Genomic DNA, 7259 nt, shown 5'->3' on the forward strand with positions numbered 1-7259 from the left:
GCGACGCGGCCATGAGCACCGGTGGCGCGTACGCCGTCGACGTGCCGAAGGGCTATCGGGTCGGGCCCTGGGTCGTGCGTGGGCATCTGGCCAGCGGCGCCTTCGGGAGTGTCTACGCGGCCCGCCGCGTCGCGCCCGCCGAAGGGCTGCCGCGGACGGTCGCGCTGAAGTTCCTGCCCACCGGGCTCCGCACCCCGCGACAGCTGAACCATCTGCGCGAACTGGCCGAGCGCGAGGTCGATCTGCTGCGCAGGCTGCGCTCCCCTCGCCTCATCCGGATGTACGACACGCTGACCGTCGACGACCCGGAGCACCCCGCGCTCGACGGCGCCACCGTCCTCGTCCTGGAGAAGGCGGAGGGCTCGCTCGCCGGGCTCCTGGAGAGGCCGCTGCCGCCGGCGAACGGGCCCGCGCTGCTCGCCGAGGTCTGCGCCGGGCTGCGGCAGTTGCACCGGGCGGGCTGGGTGCACGGTGACCTCAAGCCCGCCAACGTCCTGTTGATGAAGGACGGTTCGGCCCGCCTCGCCGACTTCAGCATGGCCGCCGAGATGGAGGGCACCCACGCGTACACGCCCGCCTTCTCCACGCCCGACTACACCCCGCCCGAACTCCTCTGGTCCGAGATCGGCGAACGCGGGCAGCAGATCCGGCAGACCGCGGACATCTGGGCGTTCGGTGTCCTCGCGCACCAGGTGCTCACCGGCACCTTTCCGCTGTCCGGCGGCACGGCCTCGGTCCGCAGGGACGCCGCGGTGCGGTACGCCCGCGGCGTCGACGAACTGCGGCTCTCCCCCGAACTCCCGGTGGAGTGGCGGGAGATCGTCGCCGACTGTCTCTCCCGTACGCATTCCGAGCGCGCGGCCCACGACGTGGGGGCGCTGCTGCGGAGAGTGGAGCAGGCGGCCGGGGTCGCGTCCGTGCGGCGGCTGCCGCGGTGGGTCAGGGTGCGGAGGCCGGGGCGGCCCGTGGTGATCGGGGCCGGTGCGGTGGTGACCGCGGTGGCGCTCACGGTGGGGCTCGTGGAAGTGCTGCGGGACGATCCCGTCACCTATGGCTATCACCGCTGCCTGAAGCTCTCCGTCTGCTTCTTCAGCGAGCAGAACGGCAACGGGGAGATGTGCGTCTGGGGTAGCGACGACCGCAACTGGCTCAAGGCGCCCGGCACTTGCGCCTGGGCTCGGACCGAACCCGTGAAGTCCATCTTCAACCATGGTGACGCCACCCGGGCCGACCACAACGTCGCGTACTGGCTGGGGGAGGACTTTCGCTACGACTGGGACAACCCCGAGCGCGAGCGCGACGAGCCGGTCGGCTGCACCTCCGTCAACCAGCAGGGCAACCTGTCGGGCACGTACCGCCCCCGCTCGCACAAATGGGTCCCGGACTGCTGACCCTCTGAACTCCTAGGTTCCGCCCCGCCGTTCGCGCCGCCATGGTGGTCACGTGCCGTCAAGGGGGGCGGCACAGCATGGGGGGAAGCACCGATGAAACGCACGCTCACGCCGGCGTGCACGGCCGCGGCGGCCGTCCTACTGTTCGTCGCCGCGGCCGGATGCGCGGGGCCGCCGACGACGGATACGACACGTTCTGCCGGCGCGCGCCCCAACGAAGCGGGCATCGAACTGCCCGACCTGTACGTCGCGCTCTGCATGGCCGCGCACGGCCACGACCACGCCGATCCGGGGTACGCCGCCCGCCTGTCACGCGAGGCCCGCGCCCGTTACGCCAACACGCTCTCCGCCTGCGGACCGGCGGCGGCCACTGAGCGTGCACCGGTCCGTTGAGGCCCTGTCGAGCGCACCGGAGGGCGGAGTGTCCCGCTCCAGTGACGGCCATGGCTCAGGTCGTCCCGGGCATGACCCGGACCGTGGTGGGCGGTCCCTCCCTTCCCTAGCCTGACCAGAATCCACAGAGAAGGGCGACGCCCGTAACAGCAGCGAACCGCGGCTCATCTCCGTGCCGAGCCGCACACATCGGGGGATCGAATGAACTCGTTCAGCATCATCGTCGTACCGCCGGGTCAGCAGATCCGGCTCGCGCCCGGCGAGTGCCTGGGCTTCGGACGGCGCGACCACGCCGTTCAGGACCACGCCTCCCGGCACCCGTCCCGCGCCGTCGGCCGCTGGTTCAGCATTCCGCACGAGGGCGTGTCCCGCAGCGCGGGAATGATCGCCGCGAGCGGGGACCACTGGACCCTGAGCAACTTCAGCCGCCGCCAGACCTACGTGGTGGAGAACCCGGAAGGCGCGGGCGAGCACATCAAGGTCGCGCCGGGGAGGACCGAGGCGGCCGTCCCCTTCGAGTTCGCACGGGTCGTCATGCCCGCCGCCGAGGAACTGATCAGCTTCGACGTATGGGCCCCGCACCACAACTACCGCCCGGAAGAGGAGAGCGAGGACCCGGACCAGGACCGCACGGACCCGGCCTTCCCGCTCGACCGCTCCAAGCTCTACTTCCTCGCGCTCGCCGCGCTGTGCGAACCCCGGCTGCGCGGCGATCCGTACGCGGCGCTGCCCACCAGCCGGCAGCTCCTGTCGCGGCTGCAACCGGTCTGGCCCGCCGTCAGCCGCACCACACTCCAGTGGAACATCGACTATCTGGCGGTGAAGTTACGCCTCAAGCCCGCCCCGGAGGCGGCCGACAGGGGCAGCCGGCACCACGGCAAGAAGGAGTCACTTGCCATGTTCGCGCTCCGCTTCGACCTCGTGCGGGAGGAGGACCTCGCCCTGCTCCGCGCGAAGCCCGGCCACTGACATCGCGCCATACAGCGGAGGGCCCCGCCCGGTCTGCCGACCGGGCGGGGCCCGCTGTTCCGCTCAGTGCCGTTCCCGGCTCAGCGGCTGCCCCAGATCTTCGCGCTGGTCCTGGTGGCCTTGTGCCAGCCGGTGTCGAAGCTCTTCGTGTTGTACGTGTTGTACGTGTGCGAGTGGTAGCTCGGCTTGAACGTGATCTTGGCGTAGACCGGCTTGCCGTTCGGCCTGGTGTCCTTGAGGGTCCCGTACACCTTCTTGTAGGTCTTGCCCGACGCGTACTTCGTGCAGACCTTCCAGTACAGCTTGCCCACGCTGATCGAGAGGGGTCGCTGGGTGCTGCACGAGGCGGCAGCCGAGCTGTCGCCCTTCGCGCTGGTGGTGCCCCCGTCCGCGGCGAACGCCGCGGGTCCCGCGAACGCCGTCGCGCCCACGGCCGCCGCGCTGACCAGTGCCATACGTGCCTTCTTCATGAACTCTCCTCGTTCCGCATCTCGGGCGGTCGAGCCCGCCCCCCGTGTGGTGCTTCACCAGCATCTGCGGAATCGAGGAGAGTCGGTACCTCACAACTGTCAGGCGGGCGCGGCCCGTTCAGGACCGGCGCCCGCGTCGACGTCAGTGGAAGAAGTGCCGCGTACCCGTGAAGTACATCGTCACGCCCGCCTTCTTGGCGGCCTCGACGACCAGCTCGTCACGGACCGAACCGCCCGGCTGCACCACGGCCTTGACGCCCGCGGCGGTCAGGATCTCCAGGCCGTCGGGGAACGGGAAGAACGCGTCCGAAGCGGCGTACGCGCCGTGCGCGCGCTCCTCGCCCGCCCGCTCGACGGCGAGCTTCGCGGAGTCGACTCGGTTAACCTGACCCATGCCGACGCCGACCGACGCGCCGTCCTTGGCGAGCAGGATCGCGTTGGACTTCACGGCGCGCGACGCCTTCCAGGCGAAGGCCAACTCGGCCAGCTCGCCCGCGTTCAGGGCGTCGCCCGTGGCGAGCGTCCAGTTGGCGGGGTTGTCGCCGTCGGCCTGGAGGCGGTCGGTGACCTGGAGGAGCGCGCCGCCGTCGATCTGCTTGACCTCGACCGTGTTGGACGGGGCCTGGTGGGCGCGCAGGACGCGGATGTTCTTCTTCTTGGTGAGGACTTCGAGGGCGCCGTCCTCGTACTCGGGCGCGACGATGACCTCGGTGAAGATGTCGGCGACCTGCTCGGCCATCTCCTTGGAGACCGGGCGGTTGACGGCGATCACGCCGCCGAACGCGGAGAGCGGGTCACAGGCGTGCGCCTTGCGGTGCGCCTCGGCGACGTTCGAACCGATCGCGATGCCGCAGGGGTTGGCGTGCTTGATGATCGCGACACAGGGGTCGTCGTGGTCGTACGCGGCACGGCGCGCGGCGTCCGTGTCGGTGAAGTTGTTGTACGACATCTCCTTGCCGTGCAGCTGCTCGGCCTCGGCGAGGCCGCCATTGCCGTCGACGTAGAGGGCGGCGCCCTGGTGCGGGTTCTCGCCGTAGCGCAGGACGTTCTTGCGGGCGTACGCGCTGCCGATGAACTCGGGGTGGTCCGTGCCGTCCGACGCGTAGTCGTCCGCGAACCACGAAGCGACCGCGAGGTCGTACTCGGCGGTGTGGCGGAATGCTTCGGCGGCCAGGCGCTTTCGCGCGGTGAGGTCGAAACCGCCGTCACGGACGGCGGCGAGCACGTCGGCGTACCGGGAAGGGCTCGTGATGACCGACACCGAGGGGTGGTTCTTGGCGGCGGCGCGGACCATCGAGGGGCCGCCGATGTCGATCTGCTCGACGCACTCGTCGGGCGTCGCGCCCGACGCGACGGTCGCCTTGAAGGGGTAGAGGTTCACGACGACCAGCTGGAACGGCTCGATGCCGAGGTCGGCGAGCTGGCGCTGGTGGTCCTCGAGGCGCAGGTCGGCGAGGATCCCGGCGTGCACGCGCGGGTGCAGCGTCTTGACCCGGCCGTCCAGGCACTCGGGGAAGCCTGTCAGCTCCTCGACCTTGGTGACGGGCACCCCGGTGGCGGCGATCTTCGCGGCGGTCGAACCGGTCGAGACGAGCTCGACGCCGGCCTCGTGCAGCCCGCGCGCGAGCTCCTCGAGCCCGGTCTTGTCATAGACGCTGATGAGCGCGCGCTTGATCGGGCGCTGCGAACCGTGCGTACCTTCGGCGGTCACGGGATAAGTACCTTTCGTCCCTCAATGCGGTAGCCGTTGCGGGCCAGACGCCCCACGACATCGACGAGCAGCCTTCGCTCGACTTCCTTGATGCGCTCGTGCAGAGCGCTCTCGTCGTCCTCATCCCCGACCGGGACCACGCCCTGGGCGATGATCGGGCCGGTGTCGACGCCGTCGTCGACGAAGTGGACGGTGCATCCCGTGACCTTCGCGCCGTACGCGAGCGCGTCGCGCACACCGTGGGCCCCGGGGAAGCTGGGCAGCAGGGCGGGGTGCGTATTGACGAACCGGCCGCCGAACCGAGCGAGGAATTCCTTCCCCACGATCTTCATGAAACCGGCCGACACGACCAGATCGGGGCTGTACGAGGCGGTCGCATCGGCGAGCGCCGCGTCCCACTCGTCGCGCGTCGCGTGGTCCTTCACCCGGCAGACGAAGGTGGGAATCCCCGCGCCCTCGGCGCGTTCGAGCCCCTCGATGCCGTCGCGGTCGGCGCCGACGGCGACGATCTCGGCGCCGTAGCCCGCCGTCCCGTCCGTCGAGATCTTGTCGAGCAGAGCCTGCAGATTCGTGCCTGATCCGGAGACCAGCACGACGAGGCGCTTGGCCACAGGGCTCTTGGCCACAGCGGGGCCCTTTCTCGGGAGGTGCGTCTTTGTAGGGTCGTACAAAGGCTTCGCACCCCGCGATACGGGGAACTCTACGAAGCGGCCGACCGTCAGCAACGATACCGGCACACGGTGCGGCCCCTCACGGGACGGGGGCGCGGCCGGAAGGTAGCGTCTGCACCTAGACGTCACACCGTCCAGAAGCTCGCTCGAACACGTGCCAGTAGCTCGCTCGACCAAGGGGAAGACGCACACCTGATGCCGGACCGTAGCCTCCGCCTCCCGCTGTCCTTCGCGTTCGGATTGACGCACGCAGGGGAGCGCGGCTCGACGCTGCTGCGCGACGGCCGCCCGTCGTCCCCGCCGCAGGACTCCCAGGACTCCGGGAGCTCCGACTCTTCGGGCTCTTCGGGCTCTTCCGGCAGCTCTGGCAGCAGCTCCGGCAGCTCCGGGAAGAAGCACGACAACAACGACAACCCCTTCGCGCCACCGCCGGAGGGGACCCCGGACAAGCCGTGGCGGCCCCGCCCCGGCAACGGCGGCGACAGCCCGGACTCGGACGGCCAGGGCAGTTCCCCCTGGGGCAGCCAGTGGAGCGACCGGCAGCCCGGCCGCTCCCAGGGCGGCGGCTTCGGCGAGCGCCCCGGCCAACAGGGCGGCGGACAGGGCCCCGACGGCCCCTCCGGCTCCGGATCCGGCAACGGCATGCGCTGGGACCCGACCGACCCGGCCCAGCGCCGCGCGCGCTACGCACTGCTCTCGGGCATGTGGGCCTTCTTCTTCGCCCTCTTCGGCTGGCGGTACGTCGCCCTGCTCCTGGGTGCGCTCGCGCTGAACTGGGGCATCAGCTCGCTGCGGGCGAAGCCGAAGCAGCCGGACCCGACGGCGCCGGCCCCGCAGCCGTCCGCCGAGCCCGCGAGCACGAAGCCGCAGACCACGGCGGCGGTCAGCGGCCTGGTGACGGCGTCGCTCGCGCTGGCGATGGTGGCGGCGACGTTCGCGGCGCAGATGGTGTACCGCGACTACTACACGTGCGTGAGCGACGCGCTCACGAGCCAGTCGAAGCAGGAGTGCAAGGATCTCCTGCCAAAGCAGCTGCGCCCCCTCCTGGAGGAACGCGACTAACCCTGCCCGGGGGCCGCCCAGGCCTTGCGTCCTTGCCCTCGCGTCGGCTTCACCCGGCGCCCCGGGGGCGGCTTCATCCGATGGCCCCGGGGCGGCTTCATCTGATGGCCTCGGGACGGCGACATCGGGTGCCCTCGCGTCGGCTACATCCGGTGCCCTCGGGACGGCTTCATCAGATGGCCCCGGGGCGGCGACATCGGGTGCCCTCGCGTCGGCTTCATCCGGTGACCCCGGGACGGCTTCATCCGATGGCCCCGGGACGGTTTCACCCTGCGACCTCGGGACGGCTTCGCCCGACGCCCCAGGGACGGCTTCATCTGGTGTCCTCGCGTCGGCTTCATCTGATCGCCGCTTCGCGGCGGATTCTTCCCGCCCACCCACCCGATTGCCCCGCAGCGTCTGCGCCTTCGGCACCTGAGCCGCTTCGCGGCGGGTTTCTCCCGCCCACCCACCCGATTGCCCCGGGGTGATCGGGTGGGTGGGCGGGAAAGATCCGGCGCGAAGCGCCGGGCTTGGGTGTCGGCGGTGCGGGAAAGCTGCGGGGTGCTCGGGTGGGTGGGCGGGAGACATCCGCCGCGAAGCGGCGGGCTTG

7 protein-coding genes are annotated in these 7259 nt (G+C 70.8%); 4 read left to right on the forward strand and 3 right to left on the reverse strand.

Annotation, left to right across the window (positions count from 1 at the left end):
• The first annotated feature begins 11 nt into the window (after positions 1 to 11).
• The 3 genes from ABD378_RS05285 (at position 12) to ABD378_RS05295 (ending at position 2753) form a co-directional block, all read left to right on the forward strand.
• Positions 12 to 1391, forward strand: coding sequence for a serine/threonine protein kinase (locus ABD378_RS05285; protein ID WP_344519222.1), 1380 nt, complete (start codon positions 12 to 14; stop codon positions 1389 to 1391).
• A 93-nt stretch (positions 1392 to 1484) separates the two neighbouring features.
• Positions 1485 to 1784, forward strand: coding sequence for a hypothetical protein (locus ABD378_RS05290; RefSeq protein ID WP_344519224.1), 300 nt, complete (start codon positions 1485 to 1487; stop codon positions 1782 to 1784).
• A gap of 201 nt (positions 1785 to 1985) precedes the next feature.
• On the forward strand, positions 1986 to 2753 hold the full coding sequence (locus ABD378_RS05295) for an FHA domain-containing protein (protein ID WP_344519225.1): 768 nt from the start codon (positions 1986 to 1988) through the stop codon (positions 2751 to 2753).
• Positions 2754 to 2833: 80 nt separating this feature from the next.
• On the opposite strand, the gene ABD378_RS05300 is transcribed toward ABD378_RS05295, so the two are convergent.
• The 3 genes from ABD378_RS05300 to purN all read right to left on the reverse strand — a co-directional run bounded on the left by ABD378_RS05300 (position 2834) and on the right by purN (position 5560).
• Complete coding sequence (locus tag ABD378_RS05300; protein WP_344519226.1) at positions 2834 to 3223, reverse strand: hypothetical protein; 390 nt, start codon at positions 3221 to 3223, stop codon at positions 2834 to 2836.
• Between the two features lie 142 nt (positions 3224 to 3365).
• Positions 3366 to 4934: a bifunctional phosphoribosylaminoimidazolecarboxamide formyltransferase/IMP cyclohydrolase gene (gene purH / locus ABD378_RS05305; RefSeq protein WP_344519227.1), complete on the reverse strand. Its 1569-nt coding sequence runs from the start codon at positions 4932 to 4934 to the stop codon at positions 3366 to 3368.
• On the reverse strand, positions 4931 to 5560 hold the full coding sequence (gene purN, locus ABD378_RS05310) for a phosphoribosylglycinamide formyltransferase (protein ID WP_344519228.1): 630 nt from the start codon (positions 5558 to 5560) through the stop codon (positions 4931 to 4933). The genes purH and purN overlap by 4 nt, the downstream gene beginning before the upstream one ends.
• A gap of 240 nt (positions 5561 to 5800) precedes the next feature.
• Between purN and ABD378_RS05315 the strand changes: the two genes are divergently transcribed.
• Positions 5801 to 6667, forward strand: a complete 867-nt coding sequence (locus ABD378_RS05315; protein ID WP_344519229.1) for a hypothetical protein — start codon at positions 5801 to 5803, stop codon at positions 6665 to 6667.
• Positions 6668 to 7259: the final 592 nt, after the last annotated feature.

The organism is Streptomyces rectiviolaceus (assembly GCF_039533825.1).
GTDB classification, from domain to species: domain Bacteria; phylum Actinomycetota; class Actinomycetes; order Streptomycetales; family Streptomycetaceae; genus Streptomyces; species Streptomyces rectiviolaceus.